This window comes from Polynucleobacter sp. AP-Ainpum-60-G11 (assembly GCF_018688375.1).
Classification (GTDB): domain Bacteria; phylum Pseudomonadota; class Gammaproteobacteria; order Burkholderiales; family Burkholderiaceae; genus Polynucleobacter.
Genome location: NZ_CP061318.1, coordinates 701,836 through 725,727, shown reverse-complemented (window position 1 = coordinate 725,727; position 23,892 = coordinate 701,836). Strand labels below are relative to the sequence as shown.

Annotated in this window: 20 protein-coding genes and 1 tRNA gene; 8 read left to right on the top strand and 13 right to left on the bottom strand. The window is 46.2% G+C overall.

Features of this window, described 5'->3' with window-relative positions; all coding sequences use genetic code 11:
• Positions 1 to 27: 27 nt before the first annotated feature.
• Both FD971_RS03750 and FD971_RS03745 read right to left on the bottom strand, forming a co-directional pair.
• Complete coding sequence (locus tag FD971_RS03750) at positions 28 to 831, bottom strand: enoyl-CoA hydratase/isomerase family protein (protein WP_215334763.1); 804 nt, start codon at positions 829 to 831, stop codon at positions 28 to 30.
• Positions 832 to 924: 93 nt separating this feature from the next.
• Complete coding sequence (locus FD971_RS03745; protein WP_215334762.1) at positions 925 to 1,923, bottom strand: tripartite tricarboxylate transporter substrate binding protein; 999 nt, start codon at positions 1,921 to 1,923, stop codon at positions 925 to 927.
• Between the two features lie 80 nt (positions 1,924 to 2,003).
• Here FD971_RS03745 and FD971_RS03740 point away from each other — a divergent pair, with 80 nt between their 5' ends.
• Positions 2,004 to 3,218: a CaiB/BaiF CoA transferase family protein gene (locus tag FD971_RS03740; protein WP_371743054.1), complete on the top strand. Its 1,215-nt coding sequence runs from the start codon at positions 2,004 to 2,006 to the stop codon at positions 3,216 to 3,218.
• Positions 3,219 to 3,312: 94 nt separating this feature from the next.
• Here FD971_RS03740 and FD971_RS03735 read toward each other — a convergent pair whose 3' ends face one another.
• The 5 genes from FD971_RS03735 to FD971_RS03715 all read right to left on the bottom strand — a co-directional run bounded on the left by FD971_RS03735 (position 3,313) and on the right by FD971_RS03715 (position 8,538).
• Positions 3,313 to 5,415: an alkyl/aryl-sulfatase gene (locus tag FD971_RS03735; RefSeq protein WP_215334760.1), complete on the bottom strand. Its 2,103-nt coding sequence runs from the start codon at positions 5,413 to 5,415 to the stop codon at positions 3,313 to 3,315.
• A gap of 107 nt (positions 5,416 to 5,522) precedes the next feature.
• The gene (locus tag FD971_RS03730) at positions 5,523 to 6,959 is read right to left on the bottom strand and encodes a sensor histidine kinase (RefSeq protein ID WP_215334759.1); all 1,437 of its coding nucleotides are present in this window, start codon (positions 6,957 to 6,959) and stop codon (positions 5,523 to 5,525) included.
• Between the two features lie 50 nt (positions 6,960 to 7,009).
• The gene (locus FD971_RS03725; protein ID WP_215334758.1) at positions 7,010 to 7,684 is read right to left on the bottom strand and encodes a cytochrome b/b6 domain-containing protein; all 675 of its coding nucleotides are present in this window, start codon (positions 7,682 to 7,684) and stop codon (positions 7,010 to 7,012) included.
• Positions 7,681 to 8,148: a diheme cytochrome c gene (locus tag FD971_RS03720; RefSeq protein ID WP_251368674.1), complete on the bottom strand. Its 468-nt coding sequence runs from the start codon at positions 8,146 to 8,148 to the stop codon at positions 7,681 to 7,683. Before FD971_RS03720 ends, FD971_RS03725 begins: the two co-directional genes overlap by 4 nt.
• Positions 8,149 to 8,154: 6 nt before the next feature.
• Entirely contained in the window at positions 8,155 to 8,538 is a 384-nt protein-coding gene (locus tag FD971_RS03715) for a DUF1924 domain-containing protein (RefSeq protein ID WP_215334757.1), read from the bottom strand.
• A 236-nt stretch (positions 8,539 to 8,774) separates the two neighbouring features.
• On the opposite strand from FD971_RS03715, the gene FD971_RS03710 reads away from it, so the two are divergent.
• Positions 8,775 to 9,356 (top strand): hypothetical protein, encoded by a 582-nt coding sequence (locus FD971_RS03710; protein WP_215334756.1) that lies wholly within the window; start codon positions 8,775 to 8,777, stop codon positions 9,354 to 9,356.
• Between the two features lie 85 nt (positions 9,357 to 9,441).
• Here FD971_RS03710 and FD971_RS03705 read toward each other — a convergent pair whose 3' ends face one another.
• The 3 genes from FD971_RS03705 to FD971_RS03695 form a co-directional block, all read right to left on the bottom strand.
• Positions 9,442 to 10,125: a tetratricopeptide repeat protein gene (locus FD971_RS03705; RefSeq protein ID WP_215334755.1), complete on the bottom strand. Its 684-nt coding sequence runs from the start codon at positions 10,123 to 10,125 to the stop codon at positions 9,442 to 9,444.
• 175 nt (positions 10,126 to 10,300) lie between these two features.
• Positions 10,301 to 10,390: transfer RNA gene (locus tag FD971_RS03700), tRNA-Ser, on the bottom strand.
• A gap of 20 nt (positions 10,391 to 10,410) precedes the next feature.
• The gene (locus FD971_RS03695; RefSeq protein WP_215334754.1) at positions 10,411 to 11,547 is read right to left on the bottom strand and encodes an NAD(P)/FAD-dependent oxidoreductase; all 1,137 of its coding nucleotides are present in this window, start codon (positions 11,545 to 11,547) and stop codon (positions 10,411 to 10,413) included.
• A 140-nt stretch (positions 11,548 to 11,687) separates the two neighbouring features.
• On the opposite strand from FD971_RS03695, the gene pgi reads away from it, so the two are divergent.
• The 6 genes from pgi (at position 11,688) to FD971_RS03665 (ending at position 17,367) form a co-directional block, all read left to right on the top strand.
• Positions 11,688 to 13,184: a glucose-6-phosphate isomerase gene (pgi, locus tag FD971_RS03690; RefSeq protein WP_215334753.1), complete on the top strand. Its 1,497-nt coding sequence runs from the start codon at positions 11,688 to 11,690 to the stop codon at positions 13,182 to 13,184.
• A 45-nt stretch (positions 13,185 to 13,229) separates the two neighbouring features.
• Entirely contained in the window at positions 13,230 to 14,615 is a 1,386-nt protein-coding gene (locus tag FD971_RS03685; RefSeq protein ID WP_215334752.1) for a phosphomannomutase/phosphoglucomutase, read from the top strand.
• A 49-nt stretch (positions 14,616 to 14,664) separates the two neighbouring features.
• Positions 14,665 to 15,792 (top strand): quinolinate synthase NadA, encoded by a 1,128-nt coding sequence (gene nadA / locus FD971_RS03680; RefSeq protein ID WP_215334751.1) that lies wholly within the window; start codon positions 14,665 to 14,667, stop codon positions 15,790 to 15,792.
• Positions 15,793 to 15,835: 43 nt separating this feature from the next.
• The gene (nadC, locus tag FD971_RS03675; protein WP_215334750.1) at positions 15,836 to 16,690 is read left to right on the top strand and encodes a carboxylating nicotinate-nucleotide diphosphorylase; all 855 of its coding nucleotides are present in this window, start codon (positions 15,836 to 15,838) and stop codon (positions 16,688 to 16,690) included.
• A 74-nt stretch (positions 16,691 to 16,764) separates the two neighbouring features.
• Positions 16,765 to 17,055, top strand: a complete 291-nt coding sequence (locus tag FD971_RS03670) for a type II toxin-antitoxin system RelE/ParE family toxin (protein WP_215334749.1) — start codon at positions 16,765 to 16,767, stop codon at positions 17,053 to 17,055.
• 9 nt (positions 17,056 to 17,064) lie between these two features.
• Entirely contained in the window at positions 17,065 to 17,367 is a 303-nt protein-coding gene (locus tag FD971_RS03665) for an addiction module antidote protein (protein WP_215334748.1), read from the top strand.
• On the opposite strand, the gene nadB is transcribed toward FD971_RS03665, so the two are convergent.
• From nadB to FD971_RS03650, 3 genes are all read right to left on the bottom strand, one after another.
• A complete protein-coding gene (gene nadB / locus FD971_RS03660; RefSeq protein ID WP_215334747.1) occupies positions 17,368 to 19,029 on the bottom strand; it encodes an L-aspartate oxidase in 1,662 nt (553 codons plus the stop codon). It abuts the gene before it with no gap.
• A gap of 104 nt (positions 19,030 to 19,133) precedes the next feature.
• The gene (fdhF, locus tag FD971_RS03655) at positions 19,134 to 22,028 is read right to left on the bottom strand and encodes a formate dehydrogenase subunit alpha (protein ID WP_215334746.1); all 2,895 of its coding nucleotides are present in this window, start codon (positions 22,026 to 22,028) and stop codon (positions 19,134 to 19,136) included.
• 51 nt (positions 22,029 to 22,079) lie between these two features.
• Positions 22,080 to 23,882 (bottom strand): NADH-ubiquinone oxidoreductase-F iron-sulfur binding region domain-containing protein, encoded by a 1,803-nt coding sequence (locus FD971_RS03650; protein WP_215334745.1) that lies wholly within the window; start codon positions 23,880 to 23,882, stop codon positions 22,080 to 22,082.
• Positions 23,883 to 23,892: the final 10 nt, after the last annotated feature.

Genomic DNA, 23,892 nt, shown 5'->3' with positions numbered 1-23,892 from the left:
GCTGAGAATTTCGATCGAGGGCCTGGATTATTTTCCGGTCCAGACAGGTGGCTTACCATCTAAAAATGCTGCGACGCCATTCTTAAAGTCCTCGCTGCCATAACATTCCCGAATCAGATCACTGCAATCGGGTAAGTTATTTTTGATGATTCTTGCTAACACCTGCTTAGTGGATTTTTGTGTAATGGGTGCTAGCTTCATTAATTTTTCAGCGAGTTGATTTGCTTCACTCTCGAGTGCTTCGGCGGGATACATGGCTAAGAGATAGCCCTGCTGGAGCAATTCTGGTGCAGTTACGAGTTCGGCCAATAGCAACATGCGCTTAACGATATTTACTCCCAAGTGTGCAACAAGCCAAGCAACGTTACCTGCAGATAGGCAATTACCTAGCGTCTTGGCTATGGGAACACCAAAGCGAGCATCTTGTGTGGAGATTCTAAAATCACAGCAACTGGCAATCGCAAGACCTCCGCCAACTGCCATGCCATCAATGACGGCTATGGTTGGAATGGGCAGGTTAGCTAGAGGAGCTAGGTAAGCATCGATACCCTCTTCGTACAGAATCCCGTCATCGCCAGAAGTAAAGTCAGAGAACTGCGCGATATCACTACCCGAGACAAAAGACTTGCCGCCAGCGCCACGCAAAATAACTACTCTCGCAGTCGAGCTCTTAGACAAATCTTCACAAATCGACTTCAAGCTCTGATACATCCCCACCGTCATCGCATTTCGAGCGGCAACGTGATCGAAAGTAATAAATGCAATGCCGTTTCGCAGCTCAAAGCGAACTTCGGCAATACGATCTGGAATGGAGTCTTTGTCTGTGGTCATAAAGTAAAAAACCCTCCCTCATTCAAGAGAGAGGGTTAATAAGCACTATAGCTGAATTAGATAAGCTAGTTTAATGAATTGCAGAGGCTCTGATTATTCAGCCTTGATATTAAGACTCTTTACCAAGCGCTGATACTTCGCCAGCTCACCAGCCAAGAACAAATTGAAAGCAGCTGGTGTTGCGGGGCCCTCAGGCTGAAGACCCTGGGCATCTAATGTCTTTTTAATTTCTGGATCATTCGTAGCCGCCTTAACTGCTTGGTCGATCTTATTAACGACCGCTGGATCCATACCTTTAGGGCCCATCACGGAGTACCAGTTAGTCACATCGAAACCGACTATACCCACCTCATTAAAAGTAGGCACGTTAGGCAAGAGCGACAGGCGCTTCGGCGTGGAAATTGCCAACGCTTTTAAATTGCCTTGACGAATCTGCTGCAAATTTGGCGGCAAGGTATCAAAGTTCATCGTAATTTGACCACCCAGTAAATCCACAATTGCCTGGCCGCTGCCCTTATAGGGAACGTGATTCATTTCTACGCCAGCAATCTTTGAGAACAAAGCACCCGCTAGATGCTGTGTACTACCAATGCCTGATGAACCATAAGTCATCTGCCCGGGATTCTGTTTGGCTAAAGAAATTAATTGCGCCACTGAGTTGACTGGTAGCGAAGATTTAACCACCAACACATTCGGGACGTAACCCAAGTAGGTGATGGGCGTGAAATCCGTTGCAGGGTTGTAAGGAACATTTTTGAGCACAAAAGGGGAAATCGCATTCGAGTTGGAGTGCCCCATCAATAAGGTGTAACCGTCTGGATTAGATTTAGCAACCAGGTCTGCCCCAATCGTTCCAGCGGCACCAGATTTATTTTCAATGATCACACTTTGACCCAGGATCTCGCCCATCTTTGGAGCGATAGCGCGAGCAACGATATCCGTTCCACCACCAGGAGCAAATCCCACAATTAAACGAATCGGTTTAGTCGGGAAGGCTTGTTGCGCACTTACAGAGAGTGGCAGAGCACTGCAGATGCCTAGCGCCAAAAAAGCAAATCTACGCAAAATCCTTTTAGGGGATTGATTGATCATACGGTCTCCATTTTTTGTTTTATATTCAAGGCTAGTATTTAGTAGAGCAATATAAACATATAAAAACAATTGAGACAATGATGAAAACACCTATCAGCAAGCCTTTGCCCCTGGCTGGCGTCCGAGTTCTTGACGTGAGTCAAGTAATGGCTGGACCGTACTGCTGCATGTTGCTTGCCGATCTGGGTGCAGACGTCATCAAAATTGAACCTCCAGGCACGGGAGATCAAACTCGTGGGGCAATGGGATTCAAGATGAAGGGCTCTGACAGCATGGGCTTTCTAAATATGAATCGCAATAAGCGCAGTGTGACACTCAACCTCAAAACTGAAGCTGGCAAGAAAGTCTTTTTTGAGCTTGTGAAGACCGCTGACATTTTGGTCGAGAACTACCGCCCTGGCGTCATGAAAAAACTGGGAATTGATTACCCTTCATTAAAAGATATCAACCCAGGATTGGTTTATGCCAGCATCTCTGGATTTGGCCAAACCGGACCATGGGCAGACCGCCCAGGTTTTGATCTGATGGCACAAGCTATGTCGGGCGTCATGAGTGTAACGGGCTATCCAGATGGACCTCCTGTAAAAGCAGGTGTGCCCGTAGCGGATATTGGTTGCGCCCTCTTTGCAGTCTATGGAATTTTGTCCGCCTATATCGGCAAGACTAAATCGGGTGAAGGTCAGTTTATTGATGCATCCCTATTTGATTCTGCATTGGCATTCTCAATCTGGGATACAGCGCAATACTGGGGCACTGGAGTTGAGCCCTATAAACTTGGTACCGCAAATCACATGAGTGCACCCTATCAGGCCATGAAAGCCGCCGATGGATATTTTGTGATGGGCGCTACCAATCAAAAACTCTGGAAACTCCTCTGCGACAAGATTGATCGCCCGGAATTATTCGAAGATCCATTGTTTAGAACCAATCCACTCCGTTTAGCTAATCGATTGATCCTAGCAGCGGAGCTGGAAAAGACCTTTGTTAGAAAAACCAGCGCAGAGTGGGTGGATCTCTTGCTAGCAGCAGGTATTCCAGCTGGACCCATTAATACCTACCCACAAGCATTTGATAGCGAACATGGTCAGCATCGAAAAATGCGCATGGAGATCGATCACCCAATTGAAGGTAAGGTTCCCAATATTGGATTTGCAGTCAAGATGATGGGGACACCACAGCAGGTGTCACGTCACCCACCCTTACTCGGCGAGCATACCGATGAGGTGCTCAAAGAATTGGGCATTGATGGTGAAGCCTTAAAGGCCCTCACGGATGGTGGGGCATTCGCGGCCTAAGTTGTTTATCTATTTTATGGAAAAGAAATGGGCTCCAAGGAGCCCATTTTTCAAATACTTAAGTACTGCGTAGGTTAACGCAAGTTAAATATAGTTAAGCACCATCTGAATTGGCAATCGGAGGAGCCTCAAACGGATCTTTACTTGATTTAGCGGGCGGTACTTTTTTAGCTTTTGTGCCAGGCATCAACTCAAAGTCTGGAGTAAAGCTAGTCATTGTGCCGCGTAGCTGCTCAAACGCTTTGCGATCGCCATCAAACTGAGCTTTACCCTCAGCTTGTAATTTCTCAAACGTAGTTTGGCCACCCATGACTTTTTCTAAGTCGCTACGGTTCAGAGTGATCGTCAGATTTGGATTTTTATCTTGGTAACCATTGATATTGCTTAGCGCAGAATTACTCATTTCCACAACAAACTTTTCACCATTATCCGGAGTGATTAGGTTAATAGTGAACTTCATGCCGGCAGCTTTTTTGCTATCCATGCTGATGGCTAAGGCATTAAGCCAAAGCTCTGTAGTCATTGCTTTGATCATGTCAGGACCATTGGTCTTTGGCGATGCTCCAGAGGGCATGCCGTGGCGCAACTCATATGCAGCACCCAGGAAGCTATTGCGCACACTTGGACTTTCTTTTTGATAACCAATTTGCTCAAAAATATCCGCCAGCAAATCTTTGGCCGATGCGTTGTTTGGCTCTGCATAAACCAATTTATTCACAATCTCCATGGCTTCGCGATATTTACCCTGCTTATAGAGTTGCTTGCCCTTGGCCATAATCTTGGCAGAGCCGCCCATCATTTCCACATACAGCGGAGCAGAATCTTTTGGTGAAAGCGGAATTAAAGTTGCAGGATTGGCGTCCCAGTAACCGAGGTAACGATTAATTACCGCGCGGCTGTTATGCTCCTCAGAGCCATGATAGCTATGCGCAGCCCATTGAGACTTCAAGCTCTCCGGTTGTTTGTAAACGTTATGCACTTCATTAATGGTTACGCCATTATTCGCCAAATGCAGCACTTCGTTATTTAAGTGTGCATAACTATCCCGCTGCGTGCGCATCACCTCTTGTACACGATCATTACCCCAGCGCGGCCAAGAATGCGAAGCAAACATCACTTGTGCTTCATTGCCATAACGATACAAAGCATTATTGATGTTCTTAGACCATGCCAAGGCATCACGTACTAGCGCACCACGCAAGGTGTAAATATTATGAATAGTGCCGGTAATATTTTCGGCAGCCCAGAATGCTTTCATCTGCGGGAAGTAGGTATTCATCTCGGCTGGCGCTTCTGTACCAGGGGTATTTTGAAACTCCATCTCAACGCCATCTACTGTCATTTTTTCAAATGGCTCATTGATGAGAATGGTTGGCTCTATTAAGCCGAGGTTTCCAGCTGCCGTATTTTTTCCAATCGATTGGTCAACGTGGCCAAATGGGCTACGCGGCAACAAAACGCCATACTGGAAATACAAACGACGTGTCATGGCATTACCGGCGTATACATTCTCCGCAACAGCATGATCCATAAAACCAGCAGGAGCAATAATCTTAACCTTGCCACTCTTCACATCTGCTTCTTCTACCACCCCACGAACGCCACCAAAATGATCCGCATGAGAATGGGAATACACCACTGCTACAACTGGGCGTTTACCTAACTTCTCATTAACCAACTCCAAGGCAGCTCTCGCAGTCTCTTTTGAGGTCAATGGGTCAAAGACAATCCAACCAGTATTCGTTTTGACAAAACTGATATTTGATAAATCAAATCCACGAACCTGATAAATCTTCCCAGGCACAACTTCATAGAGGCCGTAGCCCATATTGAGAATCGCTTGGCGCTGTAAAGAAGGATGGACGCTATCAAAATCCCTACCTTGCAATAAGAACTCATAACTTCCCATATCCCAAGCGACGTTACCTGCATCAGCCATGATGGTTTTATAAGCAGGCGCCGCAATGAATCCCCTCTTGGACTCTTCAAAATCGCGGATATCTTCAAATGGTAAGGTTTTACGCAAACCATTTTGCAGTTCAACTGTAAATGTAGAAGGCGCCTTGCCCTTTGGATCAAAGTGCTTACCCCGCATTGCGCCAGGATCAGCTACCACCCCACCACCGCCAGCAGCTATGGCGGAGTTACCGACAATGAAGGCAAAGGATAGGACAAGAAGGGAGATGGTGGTTTTCATAGAATTCTGAGTGAGTTAGAGGTATTGCAATTATTAGCAAAGCTAGTTAATGAATGTAAAGAGAGCGCCATGGATAGGCAATTAGCTACGCAGCTAATACCTTAATTCTAATTAGAGGGTAAGAAGATAACAAATTCAGCGCCACCGCCAGTGGCATCTTGATACCGGATGCTGCCACCATGACGAGATACGATGTGGTGACATAGCCATAAACCCAATCCCATGCCAGAGCACTTACTAGTGCTGGAAAGTAATTCGAATAAATGGGGCTGGGCATCAAGCGGAACTCCATCGCCGCTATCCCTAACGATGAATTGAATACCGCCAGGCATATCCTCACTCTGAATCTCCAGCGAACGAGACGCATTTGTTGAAATACTCAAGGCTTGTATGGCGTTATTGATGAGATTAAGCAGGACCTGTTGGATTTCGCCCCGATTAATATTGACATAAGCGCTGGAGTTCAGTCGCAGTACAACTTGAATATGTTGCGCCTGAATTTCTGGCTTGGTGATCTGAAGAACTGCCTCAATTAATAGCTTGATATCAATTCGTTCGACCTCGATCTTTCCATCTGAAAAAATGGAGCGCAAGGATTGAATAATATTGGATGCACGCCGATTATCTGCAAGCAATGCGTTTAATACTTCTTGGGTTTGCTCGTTACTTAAATGACCTTCTGAAAACTTCTTCTGTAGAAACTGAATATTGAGTTGTGAAGCTCCTAAGGGCTGATTGAGCTCATGTGCAATGGAAGCTGACAACGCGCCGGTGGCTGCAGTTTTATTAGCCTTGAGTAAATTAGAGATGAGATTTTCACGCTCCAACAACAAGGATTTAATTTCCTCATTTTCGACCTGAGAATTAGCACTTGCCAATGCAATTCGTTCAGACCAATATCCCCCAATGGCAATATAAGCCAAAGTATTCATGACGATTTGGGTAATTGTCAGAAGAATAAGTAACTGGGGGATCTGCTCTACCTGGCGTATCGTAAATCCCGATGCAATTACTACGGAGAGTCGACCAATTGCAAAAAATAATTCTGCGGTAGTGGCATATTGCAGATACATTAATTGCCGGGAAGGAGTCGCCCTTCTCTTCTCGCGTAGCTGAAGAATTTGCCAAATAAAAAAGGATCCAGTAATCAAACAGATCACAGAGGTTCGACTTTCGAATGTGCCAGTAATACGCATCCACTCAAAAAAAGGAATAAAGATCAAAACAGATAAAGCAAAGGCATATTTAAGACGCTGGCTGATAGGCTTGTTCAAAGACCTGCAAAAGAGTAGCTGCAAAATAGCAGCAACATAGAACAAAGAATTGGCTATTGTGAAATTAAACTCTGGTTTTGCGACATCTTCAATAGTCAGAATTCCGGTACCAAAAGTCGCCAAGGCAAAAACACTCACTACCAAAGACCACATCCAATAAGGGCTTGGTCTTACTCTGTTTTGAGATCGGTAGTAATGGTAGACACCCAACAACAAGCCCAACTGAATGGTGGCAAGGATATAAAAATAGAGGGCGATCAGCAGCTTCATAGGAGATATCGTACAACGATCGCCTTCTTAATCCAGCCTGCCCAACAAGTCTATTGCGTCAAACTTGGTAAAGCACCAGACAGGACTAGGTAGAAAAAATAAAGAGATGCAAACAGCAAAACCATGCCTAGAAGGTATTGTGGGTAACGGATCCCCTGCTCTGGCATGCCTAGCTTTTTGCCATTCACCATGGACTTCACAAGATTTTGCCCCTCAAGTAGGCTCATGACGATTGCAGCGGCAACGTGAAGAATCACTACAGCTAAAGCAAGACTAGCAACTGCTTCATGTGCTTCAGACATGAAATTGCCCAAAAACTCTTTAACAGAAAGATAACCTGTTAAACCAATCAGCAGTATGAGTAGCATCAGCGCAAACATCACTAAGCCGCCCGCTGGATTATGGCCAACATCATGGTGGGGATGTCCGCGTAGCATAGCAAGGAAATGCTCTGAGACTGCCTTAAGGCTTTTCAGAAACTGACTAAATCGGGCATAGCGAGTGCCAATCAGCCCCCACACCAATCGGATGAGAATAAGTAGGCATGCCGAATAGCCAAATGCATAGTGAATCATCTGAAGCCGCTCACTCTCAGAAGTGAGCCACGCACCAGCAAAACAAATCACCAATAGCCAATGAAATACCCTCACCGGCATATCCCATACCAAAATCAGCTGCCGGGTTTTTCCAGTTGCGCCAACTGCATCATTCACAGGTTTATTCATTTGGTTGGGATCTTGATATTTTTCTCACTAAAGATGCCTTGAGCAGCATCGATATGACAGGCGCCACAATTGGCTGGACTCTTAATGCCAGCCCTCTTCCAAACATCAGGCCTTACTTCATCATGCTTCCGAATAAACCATGATGTTTTGGTGATGCGATTTTCAGGAGCAGTCTCACTATATTTTTGCCGAGTAGCGGCATTCTTAATTAGCCAGTTTGTAATTTCAGCTTGAGTCTTGGCATCTACGCTGGCGTCTGTACCAAAGTGCTTAGAAAGACTAGACATCACATTTTTCCAGCTTTGCTCACTCAATAATCCCGGTGGATAAGCCATGTGGCAACTTGCGCACTCACCCTCATAAGAAGCTGGCGCATCGGCAGGCATTGGCATCTTTGCTGCGAAGGCGGATGATGCGCTTAAGAACAAACAAAGGGGGAAGAGATAAGGAAATTGAATTTTCATATTAATTTATTTGACTGTCATTAACCAAGCGAGGACATCAGCTTTTTCTTGCGCAGTACAGTCTCGACCGAGTACATCATTGCAATTGCGCTTAAACCACTTGTCCGCTTTGGCTTCATCGGTAAATCGCATGGAATTAGCGTTGGGGGATAGGGGCTTAATGACCTTGCCAGTAACAATATGCTTCGTGTCGTGATTGGGGGGATTTTCATGACAGGACGCGCAACTCCACTCTTTTCCATGCTTAGCATTAAAGAACTGCTCTCCTCGAGTGGGAGATGCTTTCCCAGATTGCGATTCATAGGTCTTCAGTAGATCAGAGGGAGTCGCACCAAGAACGGCAAGACCCAAGCTCATTAAGACTGATCCTGAAAATAACTTCCAAAACATATATACCCCTTCATCAACACTATCTCTCTAGTATGCGCCATGAATATTTCACAAAATTTGGATAAATAAGCAAAATAGTCAGGTATTGGGCCTATTTAGAAGACGAGTCCCGAAAATTCATGAATCTTTCCCATGAGTAATACAATCTCTATAAATGCTAATACAACTGCATTTATCAATTACCGCCTTACCACCTATTGGTAGTGCACTCCAAATATTTAAGGACTATTACTGTTATGAAAAAAATCATCATTGCCATCATCATTGCTGCTATCGCAGTTGGCGCATACCTTTTCCTCACTAAGCCACAAGCTCCAGTAGCTGCTGTAGCGGCTCAAGAGTCTGCACTCATTTATGACGGCGAAGTAACCAAGATTGATCCTGCAACACGCACTGTTACCCTCAAGAATCAGGATGGTGAAACTTCTATCGTTGCAGGCCCTGAAGTAAAGAACTTCACTGAAATTAAAGTTGGTGATCGTTTTGACGTTGTTTACGAACTCGCGGTTGCTATTGAGTTGGTTAAAGTGAAAAACCCAGGTACAACTGGTGAGCAAACTACAACTACGACTACAACTGCTCCACAAGGCGAAAAGCCAGGCATGATCACTACTAACACCATTACCGCTACTGCTAATGTTGAAGCGATTGATGCTACTAAGAACACTGTTTCTTTAAAAGGCCCACAAGGAAATATCTTCAAAGTTAAAGTTCAGAATCCTGACTTGATGAAAGATATTGCTGTAAACGACCAAGTAAAAGTAGTTTATACAGAAGCAATTGCTGCAGTAGTAAGTGCACCAGTGGCTAAGAAGTAATGCAATAACGTTTTCTAGTTACTAGAAAGACAAAACCCCAGCAAGTGATTGCTGGGGTTTTTTATTTGGCGCAAGTCCAAGGGCATTAAACGCACTTATAAAGCCTGCGCATATTTTCAATCTTCCAATACTGCTGCTGAGCCGTATCAAATTCCTCCCGGTAGTTACCTGGGTGAGCATGTTCAAATATCAGAAGAACTCGCTTTGCTTGGTCATGCTTAGCAAATGCAGCCAGGGTTAAATAGAGATATCCCTGCTTGAGGTCTTGCTCAATAATATCGCCAGTTGCATATAAAGAGCCTAAGGTAAAAGCAGACTGTCTACTACCCTCCTCCGCACCTTTTTTTAATAAGGCGATACCTTTTTCTTGGTTGGGCACAACGCCATGTGCAATACCTGTACCAAGAATGTAAATATTGCCTAAATTACAGTAGGCATCGAGCACTTCTTCTTTAATTGCTTTTTCATAATATTCAACGGCTGTCTTGTAGTCTTGCTTGACATCACCCATGCCGCGCTCAAACATTAAGCCCACATTAAAGTGCGCATAACCATTACCCAAACTACTATTGGAATTTTGAAGTGTAAATAGCGTATTGATTTGCTCGGGGTTTAGGCGACCATCAAAACACAGCTTAGTTAATGCATAAAGCGCATCTTCACTAGCTCGATCTTTAGCGAGACCATAAAAGATATCAAATGCAGCAGAATAACTTCCACGCTCGACATTAAGTTGCCCCAAATCAAGGCGTGATTGATCGTCATACATATTTATCTGAGTCCCTATAAAACCCTGAGGTTTTTATTATTAGAAATTATTTACTCAGAATATAGAAACTCGGTTCATATAGGGATACCCCCTATGAGTAGCATTTTGATTGATGATGGGTTATGCAGCCAAAGAAAAAGCCACCCCGCAGGATGGCTTTGGTAAGACTTTAATTTGGCGGAAGAGGTGAGATTCGAACTCACGGAGGACTTTCATCCTCGCCAGTTTTCAAGACTGGTGCATTCAACCGCTCTGCCACTCTTCCTTTGCGATTTGAGACCTAGATTATAAAGAACTTTTGATTTGCGCCTCCAAATGCTGGGCAATAGCCAAACAAGAGGTAAGACCTGGGGACTCAAAGCCATAGAGATTAAAAAGCCCGTGAAGCTGATGCTGCTTGGGGCCCTCAAAGTAAAAGTCGCCCGCTGGGACATTAGGCGGGACGATTTTGGCTCTGACCCCGGAGTAGTCTGCTTGCAATGCGCCATCTTTAAGACCTGGCCAATACTGTCTTACTGCAGCATAAAAGCCCTCTCCCCGCTTTGGATCTACCGTGTAGTTAATCTGACTTTCCTCTTCAATATCAAGCCATTCCACATCAGGCCCAAACTTTGCCTGTCCTCCCATATCGAGAGTGAGATGAACGCCTAATCCGCCCGGCTCAGGGATGGGATAAATCAAATGGCTGAATGGGGATTTGCCAGACAGGGAGAAGTAGTTGCCTTTAGCGAAATAGGCTTTGGGTATCCGATCTTTAGACAGGCCTTCAATTTTTTGAGCTAATGCTGGTGCACTGAGTCCCGCGCAATTGATTAGCAACTTGGTCTGAATCGTCATGCCATCAGCACCACCAATAGCAAGCTCAAAGCCCCCTTCCGCATTACTGCCGATGGGTTTCGCACTGAGTAGTGGTGACTGATAGGCGACCATGCCACCAGCATCTTCAAAACCGCCCAGTAATGACAGCATTAATCCATGACTATCCACCACGCCTGTTGAGCTCGAAAGTACTGCGGCCTCACAATGCAGCTGTGGCTCTAGAGACTTAGCTTGTGCACCCGAGATCATCTTAATATCTGGCACTTGATTGTTTTGGGCTTTATACAGAATTGCCTGCAAATCATCCAGTTGGTTTGCATCGGTAGCCACAATCAATTTGCCATAGGCTTGAGTGCTCACCTGATGACTACGGCAATACTCATACAAGAGACGATTACCCTCTACACAGAGCTTGGCCTTGAGGGAGTCTTTTGGGTAATAAATTCCCGCATGAATTACCTCACTATTGCGGGCGCTACTAATGGTTCCAAAAGAATCTTCTCGCTCTAGCAAGATGGTCTCTCGACCCTGCAATGCCATCTCGCGAGCAACCGCCAAACCGACGACACCGGCGCCCACGACTACGCAATCAACCTGCTCCATTCCGCTATTCCTGACCTGATTTCAGAGATGTCTCAATTTTGTAATGACTTTTGCCTAAGCTAAAGCCTTGTTATTGATGAAATCGTAACATTTTCAGCGTTTTAGGGGGATTTTGATGCCCTTATTGATAAAATCTAGGAATGTCTTTGCAAGCCCAATTAGCCAATAAAAGTGTTCACTCTGCCATTGATGTGGTGCTCGATACCGCCTATCAAGGAATTGATGACAGCAGCTGGGCAAAGTTATTTACGAATGCCCGTAAATCCCATTTGGAGCAGTTCATTAGGGATTTATTTGCAGGCAAGCATATCAATAACAGCGAGGATCGCCCCGCCCTACATTCTGCCTTACGCAATTTAAGTAAAACGCCAGTCTTAATTGATGGCAAGGATGTCATGCCTGCCGTTTCTGAAGTGTGGCATCGCATTGAAGCCTTGTGCAATAAATGGGTTGGCGTCACTGATGTCATTCATATTGGTATTGGCGGATCGGACTTTGGCCCTCGCCTAGCTATTGAAGCCTTAGCCCATGTTCCCGGCATTGAAAGCCGTGGCATGCGCATGCATTTCTTGGCCAATATTGATACTGCTGAATTAGCGCGGATCCTGGCACGAGCGCAGCCACACAGCACACGAGTGATTGTGGTGTCGAAGTCATTTACCACTCTTGAAACCTCTATGAATGCCAAAGCAGTTGTTGCTTGGCTTAAAAAGAGTGGCTGCACTGCTAGCCAAATTGAGCATGCCTTATATGCAGTCACTGCCAATATCCCTGCCGCCAAAGAATTCGGCGTAAGCGAAGACAACATCTTCCCTTTTTGGGACTGGGTCGGTGGTCGCTACTCAGTGTGGTCGGCGGTAGGCCTACCCATTGCTTTGCAATATGGCTTTGAAACATTCAAACAGTTTTTGGCCGGCGCTGAGGCCATGGATTTGCATTTCAAGAATGCCCCCTTAGAAGAAAACCTGCCCGTCATCATGGCGCTCACTTTGCTGCATCAACAAGAGAAACATGATGTCAAAGCCTATGCAGCAATTCCATATGCAGATGCTTTAGATTGGTTTCCGAAATGGTTGCAACAGCTCGACATGGAAAGCAATGGCAAGAGCGCTGATCGCGACGGTAAACCCGTTAAGCATTCTTCTCCCGTTGTATTTGGGAGCGCGGGAAGTAACGCGCAACACTCTTACTTTCAGCTCTTCCATCAAGGTACCGAAATCATTCCGATTGATTTCATTGCTGTGCGTGAACCTATGAGTGATAGGCCAGAAGCGGTAGCTCATCACCGCATCCTGCTCTCTAATTGCTTGGCACAGGCTCAAGCATTGGCCAATGGCAAGACTGCCAGCAATCCAAATGACGTCTATCCAGGCAAGCGCCCAAGCAGCCTTTTATTGCTACCTAAGCTAAATGCTTTTTATCTCGGCGCCTTGCTTGCCCTTTACGAGAACCGTACTGCAACATTAGGCGCACTCTGGAATATCAATAGCTTTGATCAACCCGGCGTGGAATACGGCAAAGTTCTGGCCAAGCCAATCGAAAAGGCCCTTGCAAGTCATCAGAATGACATTGCTGCTAGCGCAGATATTGACGCTGTAACTGCCGCGCGCATTAATTTATTAAATTCAAATAACTAGTTATCACCCAAGCAATTCTTGGGCATCCTTACCGAAAGATCTGCAATGCAATTGTCTCCATCCATTTTTAAAGCATATGACATTCGCGGCATTATTGACGAGACCTTAGATCCCTCTATCGCCAGATTAATTGGTCAAGCTTTTGGCACTGAAATGCGGGAACTTGGTGAAACTGACATCGTCATCGGTCGCGATGGCCGCCTGTCTGGTCCTAGCTTGATTGAGGCATTAACAGAAGGCTTACTTTCCACCGGTATCAATGTGATTGATTTGGGTATGGTGGCTACGCCGATGGTGTACTTTGCTGCCAATCACACTATTGATGGCAAAACACCGAAGTCCGGCATCATGATTACCGGCAGCCACAATCCCTCAAATTACAACGGCTTCAAAATGGTTCTGAGCACATCTGCGATTTACGGCGAACAGATTCAGGATTTGCGCAAACGCATTGAAGCCAAGCAATTTGCTACCGGTAAAGGAACACGTAGCACATTTGATATTTTCCCGATGTACTTAAATTACATTGTGGGGGATATCAAGCTGGCTCGACCCATGAAGATTGCTGTCGATTGTGGCAATGGTGTGGGTGGCGCTTTTGCGGGAAAACTATTTAGAGCCTTGGGTTGCGAAGTTCAAGAATTATTCTGTGAGGTAGACGGTCATTTTCCTAATCACCATCCAGATCCAGCGCATATCGAAAACCTACAAGATCTGATTAAGAACCTACAGACTACCGATAATGAATTAGGCCTTGCCTTTGATGGGGATGCTGATCGCCTGGGTGTAGTAACTAAAGATGGTCAAGTCATTTTCCCGGACCGTCAAATGATGCTCTTCGCAAAAGACGTTCTCAGCCGCAATCCTGGCGGTCAAATTATTTACGATGTGAAGTGCACTCGTAATTTAGCTACCTATGTAAAAGAACATGGTGGCGAGCCCATTATGTGGAAAACTGGTCACTCTCTGGTTAAGGCAAAGCTGAAAGAAACTGGCGCCCCATTGGCTGGCGAGATGAGTGGTCATATTTTCTTTAAAGACCGTTGGTTTGGATTTGATGATGGCTTATATACAGGTGCTCGTCTTCTAGAAATCCTGAGTAAGGAAAATAATCCGAGCGATACTCTCAATCATTTGCCAAACGCGATTTGCACTCCAGAGCTCCAACTGGCTTGTGCTGAAGGTGAGCCCTTTGCCTTGCTAGAAACTATTAAAGCCAATGCAAAGTTCCCGACATCAGAGTCGATCAATACGATTGATGGTGTACGCGTGGAATATGCTGATGGCTTTGGACTGGCTAGACCATCTAACACCACTCCAGTAGTTGTGATGCGTTTTGAGGCAGACAGCGAAGTGGCTATTAAACGTATCCAGGCGGAATTTAAGGCTGTACTACTAGCTGCTAAACCAGAAGCAAAACTGCCGTTTTAGATCGGTAAGTTGAGGGTATGCGCTTGCTCAACTAAAGATAAAATGACTCATGACTTCCACTGCTAGCTCCCCTATCGCTTTTGATTATCCTCAGCAAGATGCTGCCGGGCTTACCTGCACCGCCCAAGCTTGGGCTAAAACACCGCCACAACTTCATGGCACTGAAAAAGCAGCTGTCATTGCTCGCATCAAGCAATTGCTGATTGAGAAGGATGCCGCATTAGTTGCCCACTACTATGTCGATGGGGATATTCAAGATCTTGCCATGGAGACTGGCGGCTTTGTTGCCGACTCTTTAGAGATGGCCCGTTTTGGCAAGAATCACCCTGCTAAGAATTTGATTGTGGCTGGGGTGCGCTTTATGGGGGAGTCAGCAAAAATTCTGAGTCCCGAAAAAGGTGTCTTCATGCCAGATCTCGATGCGACTTGCTCCTTAGATTTAGGTTGTGATGCCGTTGATTTTGCAGCATTTAGAGCTCTGCATCCCGATCGCACTGTCGTTGTCTATGCTAATACAAGTGCTGCAGTTAAAGCACAAGCCGATTGGATGGTGACTAGTTCTTGCGCGTTAGCGATCGTTCATCAACTTAAAGTTGAGGGTAAGAAAATTCTCTGGGCCCCCGATCGCCATTTAGGTCGATACATTCAAGAGCAAACTGGTGCTGATATGTTGTTGTGGAATGGCGCCTGCATTGTTCATGATGAATTTAAAGCTGTTGAATTAGAAATGCTCAAAGCTGGTCATCCCAATGCCATGATTTTGGTGCACCCTGAATCCCCTCAGGCAGTGGTAGATCTAGCAGATGTAGTTGGGTCTACTTCCGCAATGATTAAGGCTGTAGTAGAGGGCGCTGCCACTGAATATATTGTGGCTACAGACAATGGCATCTTGCATCGCATGCGCCAACTCGCACCCAATAAAATCCTGATTGAAGCTCCTACTGCTGGCAACAGTGCTACCTGCAAAAGCTGTGCTCATTGCCCTTGGATGGCCATGAATGGCTTGCAAGGAATTTTGGATTGCCTTGAAAATGCTTCCGGTGAAATCACAATTGATGAAAAAGTGCGAGTTAAAGCCTTAGGCTGCATTGAGCGTATGCTAGATTTCACACAAAATCATCCTGACCTACTTGCTAAAGCCCAACATGGTTTTGTTAAGAACATTGGCGCAGCCTAAGCGGGCCTGGATTTTTCTTATTAGCCTTTTTTGATTGAATAGCATGTTTGATTACAACGAAACCTTAGAGCAAGCGCGTCAACGCAATATTGCTGATGCGCTGATGGAGGATATTGGTAAATGTGATTGGACTGCCCAACTCGTCCCCAGTAAATCTGTTCATGCTCAACTAATTGTTCGGGAGCAGGCTGTGCTGTGTGGAGTTGACTGGTTTGATGGCACTCTCAAAAAATTAGATCCCTCGGCAACAGTGACTTGGCATTATCTAGAGGGCGACATGATGAAGCCCGATACCAAGGTCTGCGATATTGAAGCAAATTCTCGAGCGCTACTATCTGCTGAGCGCCCCTGCATTAATTTTTTGCAAACACTGTCCTGGACTGCCAGTATTGCGCGTCAACACGTTGATGCAATTGCAGGTGTCAGCCCAAATCCAAATGGTTGTGCAGTGCTCGATACACGCAAAACAATTCCCGGCTTACGTCAGGCGCAGAAATATGCAGTACGGGTAGGTGGCGGTCAAAACCAACGTCTTGCACTTTGGCATGGCATCTTGATTAAAGAGAATCATATTGCTGCTGCAGGGGGTGTTGCAGCTGCAGTAAAAGCTGCGCAAGCTTTAAATTCTGGTGTGGATATTCAGGTGGAAGTAGAAAACTTTGCAGAGCTAAAAGAAGCCTTAGATGCAGGTGCAAAAAGTATCTTGATTGATAACTTCACCACAGAGCAAATGAAAGAAGCTGCGGCTTTTACCAATGGTCGCGCCTTACTAGAGGCCTCTGGTGGTATCGACCTAGATCAAATGCGCGCCATTGCTGCCACTGGGGTTGATCGCATCTCTCTAGGAAAACTAACCAAAGATATTAAGGCGGTAGATTTCTCAATGAGGGTTTTGTAAGCCAATCGCCCTATTTCCATGTATACATCAAGACCATTCTTTGACTTAGTGTATCCTAATGGATACACTAACGCATGATCGAAATTAGAAAAACTGAAGAATTCATAGTTTGGCTAGATAACTTATTTGATTTGTTGGCAAGAGCAAAGATGCAGGCAAGAATCAAAAGGCTATCCGAAGGAAATCCAGGTAATGCTGAATCTGTAGGTGAAAAGGTATTCGAGATGAAGATTGATTTTGGTCCTGGTTATCGGGTGTATTACACCAAACATGGTCAGACACTCACCATTCTTTTATTGGGCGGAGATAAGAAAACACAAGCCAGAGATATCAAACTAGCTCAACGTTTAGCGAGAAATTTATAAATAAATATCATGAAAAGAACAATCACAACCCCATATGATGTCGCTGAGCATCTTCGCACCCCAAAAGAAATGGCCGCCTACCTAGAGGCTTGCATAGAAGAGGCAGATGGTGACGCCGCTTTTATTGCTAAGGCACTAGGTGACATTGCAAGAGCCAAAGGGATGACTCAAGTTGCTAAAGATTCGGGCCTGACAAGAGAGAGCTTATATAAATCACTTTCTGGCGAGAGAAGTCCAGGCTTTGACACCATACTGAAAGTTATTGCTGCATTGGGCTTAAGCCTTCATGCTGCACCCGCCATCAAGAAATGATCAAGTCTCAGGATTTTCCGATGTACCCTCAGCTTGAGGGGTCAGAATAGTCGGATAAGACACTGCCCAAGTACCTGGATAATCACGGCTGTAATGCAGCCCCCTACTTTCTCTGCGCATCAGAGCCGATCTCACAATCAATTCCGCGCATTCCAGAAGATTACGAAGCTCAATTAAGTCGCGCGTCACTTTAAAGTTAGCGTAATATTCTTGAACTTCGTATCTGAGCAGCTTAATGCGGTGTAATGCACGCTCTAGGCGTCTATTGGTTCTCACGATACCAACGTAATTCCACATCAATGAACGTAGCTCATCCCAATTATGGGCAATCACCACTTGCTCATCTGCATCTTCTACCTGACTTTCATCCCATAAAGGTAAATTGGGCATCACAGGAGTCTTGAGCAATGAGATATCTTCGGCAGCGGCTTTGCCGATCACTACACACTCGAGCAAGGAGTTACTAGCTAGGCGGTTGGCTCCATGCAGCCCAGTATAGGTTGCCTCACCAACTGCATAGAGACCAGCCAAATCAGTGCGCCCCTTGAGATCAGTTACCACGCCACCACAGGTGTAATGTGCAGCAGGCACTACCGGAATAGGTTCTTTGGTAATATCTAGACCTAAGCTCATACAGCGCGCATAGATCATCGGGAAATGCTCTTTAATAAATTCTTCACCTAAATGGGTAGCATCCAGATGCACATAATCTAAGCCGTGTTTCTTCATCTCAAAGTCGATCGCCCTAGCAACAATGTCACGAGGAGCTAACTCATTCCGCTCATCATGCTCTGGCATAAATCGAGTACCGTTTGGTAACTTGAGTAAACCACCCTCACCACGCATCGCCTCGGTAATCAAAAAGGTTCGGTCACTGGGGTGATACAAGCATGTTGGATGAAACTGAATAAATTCCATATTACCGACACGGCAACCTGCACGCCACGCCATAGCGATGCCATCGCCTGTAGCGGTATCAGGGTTGCTGGTATATCGATAGACCTTACCAACACCACCAGTAGCTAATACCACCGACTTAGCTTCAATGGTCTCTACTCGATTGTTTTTAATATCGAGGGCATACACTCCATAGCAACGATTCGGCTTGGTGCGTTGCGTCTTCGCATCTAAGTGGCGATTGGTAATCAGATCTAAAGCAATCCAATGTTCAAGCAACTGAATATTTTTATGGGATCGCGCTTTATCCAGGAGTACTTCATGGATCGCTTTACCGGTTGCATCAGCTACGTGAGCAATGCGACGTTGGCTATGCCCACCCTCACGCGTAAGATGTAGGCCCATTGGACCGGCCTCATCAGCAGTAAACGGGACGCCCTGCTCAACCAACCAACGAATAGCTTCGGCACTTTCTTCCGCAATGTATCGCGCAGTAGATTCCACCACAAGGCCAGCACCTGCATCTAAGGTGTCATTGACATGGGCATCGATGCTATCGTGCTCTTTATCAACTACACCAACAATACCCCCTTGCGCCCAAGCAGTTGCAGCCTCTCCCAACCCCCGCTTCGCCATCACAATCACTGGCTGCGTCTCCGCCATATGCAGAGCAACAGTTAAGCCAGCTAGACCCGCACCAATAATTAGGACGGGTAATTCTGCCTTAGGATTAGCTGCTGAAGTTTGGGGTTTTGAACTGGCCATAGAGGGTTAATTCTAAAGGGCAATCTATAAATGGGTACTTTTAGCTGGCCAGAACAACAAAGCCCCTAGGAATAGGGGCTTTGTTGATTTAGCCAAGACGCTACTTATGATGCCGTGGCAGTTTTTTGCCGCTCAGGGTCATTGGTACCATAGCCCATTACTGGAGCTGCCTGACCGCCTTTAGCGAGTTTGACTGCGCAATACTTGAATTCCGGAATCTTGCCAAACGGATCCAAAGCGGAGTTAGTAATGAGGTTGGCTGCAGCCTCATAATAAGCAAACGGAATAAAGATCACGCCACGTGGAGTGCCATCATCTCTACGGACATGAATGCCTACCTCTCCACGACGAGATTGAACCGTAATCACATCGCCAGCAGATACACCGAGTTGAGTCATATCTTCACCATGCATCGACACAGTAGCCATTGGCTCAATTGCATCAAGTACAGTGGCACGGCGAGTCATACTGCCGGTATGCCAATGCTCTAACTGACGACCCGTGATCAACACAAATGGGTACTCTGCATCTGGGCGCTCATTCGCAGGAATGATATCGGCCGGCACCAACTTCACCTTACCGTCTGGGGTGGCAAAGTTATCATCAAACACGATTGGACGGCCTGGGTCCTCTGCAGATAAACATGGGTATGTCACGCTAGATTCTTTTTCTAGGCGCTCCCAAGTGATACCGTTGATGGCTGCATGCATTGCTTGACGCATTTCGTCATACACCTCTGCAACACCATCATCTGGACCTTGGTAGTTCCAGTTCAAGCCCATGCGCTTTGCAATCTCCTGAATAATCCACAGATCAGGCTTAGCATCTCCTGGAGGGTTAATCGCTTTCTTACCCATCTGTACCATTCGATCTGTATTGCTTGCAGTGCCAACCTTCTCTGGCCAAGCGCTTGCTGGCAATACGACGTCAGCCAGCAAAGCAGTCTCGGTCATGAAAATATCCTGCACGACCAAGAGATCAAGTGAAGCCAGAGCATGGCGTGCATGATTCAAATCAGGGTCACTCATCGCCGGGTTCTCACCTTCGACATACATGCCACGAATCTTATCTGGATCGCTATCAGGCGCAGTGATCTTATGCATGATTTCGACTACGGTATAGCCGGGCTTCTTATCCAATGGCGTATCCCAGAACTTCTCAAACCATGCATGCGCTTCTGGGTTGTCAACGCGTTGGTAGTTCGGGAACATCATCGGAATCAAACCAGCATCACTAGCGCCCTGGACGTTATTTTGTCCGCGCAGTGGATGCAAGCCAGATCCAGGTTTACCAATTTGACCGGTGATGCTAACTAAAGCAATTAAGCAGCGGGCATTGTCAGTTCCGTGAACGTGCTGACTGACGCCCATGCCCCACAAAATCATGGCGGATTTGGTAGTAGCAAATTCTCTAGCCACTTCCCGCAAGGTCTCTGCCGGAATGCCGCAGAGTGGCGCCATAGCTTCGGGGCTATAGCCTTTGATATTTTCTTTAAGTGCCTCGAAATTGTTAGATCGGTTCTTGATGAAGTCTTTATCAACTAGACCCTCTTCAATGATCGTGAAGATCATGGCATTGAGCATTGCTACGTCAGTATCTGGCTTGAACTGCATGGTGCGCCAGGCGTGCTTGCTGATTTCGGTCTTACGTGGATCGCACAAAACAATCTTAGCGCCACGTTTTGCTGCATTCTTAAACCATGTAGCTGCTACTGGATGGTTTGCAGTTGGATTAGAACCAATGAGCATGATCAAGCTAGAGTGCTCAACATCATTCACCTGGTTACTTACAGCGCCAGAACCAACACCCTCTAATAGCGCAGCAACAGATGATGCGTGGCACAGACGCGTGCAATGGTCAACGTTATTGCTACCAAAACCTGTACGTACGAGTTTTTGGAATAAGTAGGCTTCTTCATTGCTGCCTTTGGCAGAACCAAAACCAGCCAATACTTTATTACCGTATTGGTCTTTGAGTTTTTTCAGACCACCACCCGCAACTTCAAGCGCCTCATCCCATGTCGCTTCACGGAAGATATCAGACCAATCCTGCTTACCTTCTAGCAAAGCTTCGTCCTTAGCCACACCTGCTTTACGAATCAGCGGTTTGGTTAAGCGCTGTGGATTATGGATGTAATCCATGCCAAAGCGACCTTTAACGCAGAGACGGTTGTGATTAGCTGGGCCATCACGACCCTCAACGCTCACAATTTTTTCATCTTTTACGTTGTACGTAATTTGGCAACCGACGCCACAGAAAGGACAGACTGAATCTACCTTGCGATCTACAGTTTGTGAGCCAATTAATCCCTTTGGCATGAGTGCGCCGGTTGGGCAAGCTTGAACACATTCACCACAGGCTACGCAAGTGCTATCACCCATTGGATCATTGAGATCAAATACGATCTCGCTATGTGCGCCACGCATTGCGTAGCCAATCACATCATTCACCTGCTCTTCACGACAAGCACGCACGCAACGATTGCATTGAATACACGCATCTAAGTTCACGGCCATCGCTGGATGAGAGACGTCATTGCTGACTTTTTCACGGCGCAGAGCTTTTAACTCTGGACGTACTGTGACATCCATGCGAGCCGCCCAGGTGCTGAGCTCGCCATGTTGATTTTTTTGCTCTTCTTCTTTGCTATCGCCTACCCACTTAAATCCTTCGTCAGGCATATCGGATAACAACATTTCCAGCACAAGCTTTTGACTCTTAAGGGCACGCTCGCTATTCGCCTTCACATCCATTCCAGGGGTTGCGCTACGGCAGCAACTAGGAGCCAAGGTACGCTCACCGTTAATCTCTACAACGCAAGCGCGGCAATTACCATCTGGACGGTAGCCATCCTTGAAGCACAGATGTGGGATGTCGATGCCATGTCGTTTAGCAGCCTTGAGAATAGTCTCACCCTCGTAAGAAACGATGGTTTGTCCGTCTAGTTTGAACTCGACAGTTTGTAATTCAAGTTCTTTTGGGTTTACTGGTGCGTTCATATTTGTCTCGTTGTTCCCTGATTTTTATGTACTTTTATTAAGCAAACTTCCTTACTTAACTTCTTCCGGGAAATATTTAGCAATACAGCGAATAGGATTTGGTGCAGCTTGGCCCAGACCACAAATAGAGGCATCAACCATCACAGTTGCCAAGTCCTCCAGAGTTTCTTGATCCCAAGATTGAGATTGCATGAGCTTGGCAGCTTTACTGGTTCCCACACGACATGGGGTGCATTGACCACAACTCTCATGCTCAAAAAAGTGCATAACATTGAGCGCCATATCGCGCGCCTTGTCTTTGTCGCTGAACACCATCACAGCAGCAGAACCAATGAAACAGCCATAAGGCTGCAATGTATCGAAGTCGAGTGGAATGTCATTCATGGTTGCCGGCAAGATACCGCCTGATGCGCCGCCAGGTAGGTAGCCATAAAATTTGTGGCCATCTTGCATACCGCCACAGTACTCATCAATGAGCTCCTGAATAGTAATACCAGCTGGAGCCAACTTCACACCTGGATTCTTGATGCGACCACTGACGCTATAGCTGCGCAAACCTTTACGATCATGGCGACCATAAGAGCTAAACCACTCTGGACCGCGCTGAACAATATCGCGCACCCAGTAGAGAGTTTCAAAGTTGTGCTCCAGTGTGGGACGGCCAAACAGTCCAACCTGAGCAATGTACGGGGGACGCATACGCGGCTCACCGCGCTTCCCTTCAATACTTTCAATCATGGCAGATTCTTCGCCGCAAATGTAAGCACCTGCACCACGACGCAATTCAATCAATGGCAATTTAAATGGGGGATTAGCTTTGAGCTTGGCTAACTCTACTTCGAGTAATTCACGACAACCATGGTACTCATCACGCAAGTAAATATAACAAGCATCAATGCCCACTACATTGGCAGCAATGAGTAAGCCTTCCAAAAATCGATGTGGATCACGCTCTAAGTAGGTGCGATCCTTAAATGTTCCTGGCTCACCTTCGTCAATATTGACGGCCATGAGTTTAGGCGCTGCTTGATCTTTCACAATACGCCACTTGCGCCCTGCTGGGAAACCCGCTCCACCAAGACCACGCAGACCAGAACTTTCCATTGCCTTGATGACGCTCTCAGCATCCTTCTTTCCTTCAGCTAGATCTTTTGCTAATGCATAACCACCTTGTGCACGATAGGATTCGTAGCCAACATAGTCTGGCGAAACAACTTGATTCTCGCCTTGAGGAGAAACACCTTTTTCTGCTAATGCTGCAGGATCAAAGTTAGCACTGTCCTTGGCCATCGGCTGAGTAGTCAGATTATTTTTGACGGCGGCAGCAACTTTATCGGTAGTTGCGAACAATACTGGGTACTGATGCACTACCGCCACTGGAGCTTGCTCACAACGCCCCACACAAGGCGCAGCGATTACTTTAACCTTGGGATTCCCTAAGATTGCAGGCAACTTTGCCAATAGGTTTTGTGCTCCACCTAACTCACAAGCAATACCGTCGCATACCCGTACAGTGATATCAGCCACAGGATCATTCCCACGCACCACTTCAAAGTGATGGTAGAAGGTGGCAACTTCATAGACTTCAGCCATCGGCAAATTCATTTCTTTTGCCAGGGCAACTAAATGACGATCATGTAATGCACGGTACTCATCATTCAGCTTGTGTAGATTTTCAATCAGTAAATCGCGACGATCCGCTGCAGCACCAATCAACTGGCGAACCTCTGCTAATGACGCGTCATCTGCTTGACGACCTTTAAGTTTGCTTTTGCGACGAATGGTTTCCCTTAAATCATCCGCTGTTGCAACAGCAACGGCCTTGATTTCTCCGGAAGGTTTTGGGTGATTCATAGTTTTAGTC